The 1,858-nt window shown below is 42.8% G+C and carries 2 protein-coding genes and 1 pseudogene; all 3 read right to left on the bottom strand.

What is annotated here, in order from left to right:
- A partial coding sequence (locus L652_RS0104640) for a BMP family ABC transporter substrate-binding protein (RefSeq protein WP_029770173.1) occupies nt 1–596 on the bottom strand: 596 nt, incomplete at its 3' end.
- A gap of 72 nt (nt 597–668) precedes the next feature.
- Nucleotides 669–1,595: an ABC transporter permease gene (locus L652_RS0104635; protein WP_024591976.1), complete on the bottom strand. Its 927-nt coding sequence runs from the start codon at nt 1,593–1,595 to the stop codon at nt 669–671.
- A 3-nt stretch (nt 1,596–1,598) separates the two neighbouring features.
- Nucleotides 1,599–1,858: pseudogene (locus L652_RS0104630) on the bottom strand (ABC transporter permease); the annotation flags it as partial.

Below are 1,858 nucleotides of genomic sequence, written 5' to 3'. Positions count from 1 at the left end.
GCTTCGCGCTCTTTACCCGGATCAAACCAGCTATTAACCCACACTACTTTTACTTTTGCATTAGGCTTTACTGAGCGCAAGCCAAGCGTAAATGCATTTATACCGCGTATTACCTCCGGAATAGGAAACGCAGCAATATAACCAATACTGTCGGTTTTACTCATGTGCCCTGCAATAACACCTGTTAGGTAGCGTCCTTCGTAAATGCGATCAAAGTAAGTGCTTACGTTTTTTGCGCGTTTATAGCCTGTGGCATGCTCAAACTTTACATTAGGAAATCGTTTAGCCACTTTAAGTGTTGGGTTCATGTAGCCAAACGACGTGGTAAATATTAAATCGTGCCCGCTTTTAGCCAGTTGCGTAATAACACGCTCTGCATCCGCCCCTTCTGGTACGCTTTCGACAAAAGTGGTTTCTATTTTGTCGCCAAACTTTTCTTCAAGGTAGTGGCGGCTAGAGTCATGTGTATAAGTCCAACCGGCCTCACCTATGGGGGTTACATATACAAAGCCAACTTTTACGCTATCTTTTGCAATAGCAGATGCGCTTATGCCTAAGCTCAATGCAACCCCGAGTGCTGTTATAAGTTTTTTCATTGTTATTCTCCGTGTTATATTTTTAATATCCTGTTGAAGCAGGTGATTTACCTTATTGATTTTGTAATTAATTTAATGACCCTTGTGCCAAGGCTTACCTAGCCACATGGGTTCGTACATTTTTAATTTTTGTTTATTTTTGCTGAGCATAATCAGTACTATAAGCGTTGCACCATAAGGCAACATGGCCAGTAAGTTAGACTCCACAGCCCACCCAAAAGCCTGTGCCACTAAGTGCATAATGCTGGCAAAGCCAAATAAATAAGCGCCAAGCATTACGCGCTCAATACGCCAGCTTGCAAACACCACTAAAGCAAGGGCTATCCAACCTCGCCCTGCCGTCATGTTTTGAGTCCAAAGTGGTGTATAAGCCAACGACAAATATGCGCCCGCAATGCCAGCCAGTGCGCCGCCAAACATTACGGCTAAATAACGTGTACGCATTACAGGTAATCCTAAGTTATTGCCTACACTTGGGTTTTCGCCAATAGCTCGTACTGCAAGCCCTGCTCTGTGATATTTAAAAAACAAATACGCACCAAGCACTAAACCCCAACTTAAATACACAATGGCGTCTTGCGAAAATAGCGCTTTGCCTAAAACCGGAATATGCTCAAACCCTGCAATTGCTAAAGTAGGTAACGCGTTAATGGTTTTTCCCTCATAGTCAGCACCTAAAAATGCAGATAAGCCTGTACCAAAAATAGTCAGCGCTAAACCTGCCGCTACTTGGCTAGCATTTAAATTAAGTGCTACAAAAGCAAAAATAAGTGAGGCCATAACCCCGACCAAAGCTGCTACCGTAAAACCAATAAATAGGTTGTCGCATTGGTACATAGTTATAAACCCTGCCACAGCGCCTAAAAGCATCATGCCTTCTTGCCCTAAATTTAAGGTGCCGCTTTTTTCGCATACCATTTCACCCAGCGCCACCAGCAATAAGGGGGTGCCTGTACGAATAGTGGCGTATAAAATATTAGTAATTACATCTAATTCCATGATTTAAGACTCCTGTGCAATATGTATTGGCTGCGCTTTTTGTTGTTTAAATGGCAGCGAAAATCTAAGGCGATAAGTAATAAGCACATCGCACGAGAGTAAATAAAACAGCATTAACCCCTGAAAAATACCGGTTATAGCGTTAGGTAATCCCATGTTAATTTGCGCAAGTTCACCTCCCATATAAATAAGCCCCATTAGTAAGCCCGCAAACGTAATTCCTACTGGGTGGAGTCGCCCTAAAAAAGCAACAATAATGGCGG

This window comes from Pseudoalteromonas sp. TB25, assembly GCF_000497995.1.
Taxonomy (GTDB): domain Bacteria; phylum Pseudomonadota; class Gammaproteobacteria; order Enterobacterales; family Alteromonadaceae; genus Pseudoalteromonas; species Pseudoalteromonas distincta.
Note: the sequence above shows the minus strand (reverse complement) of the source record. Positions and strands in the feature narration are given on the sequence as shown.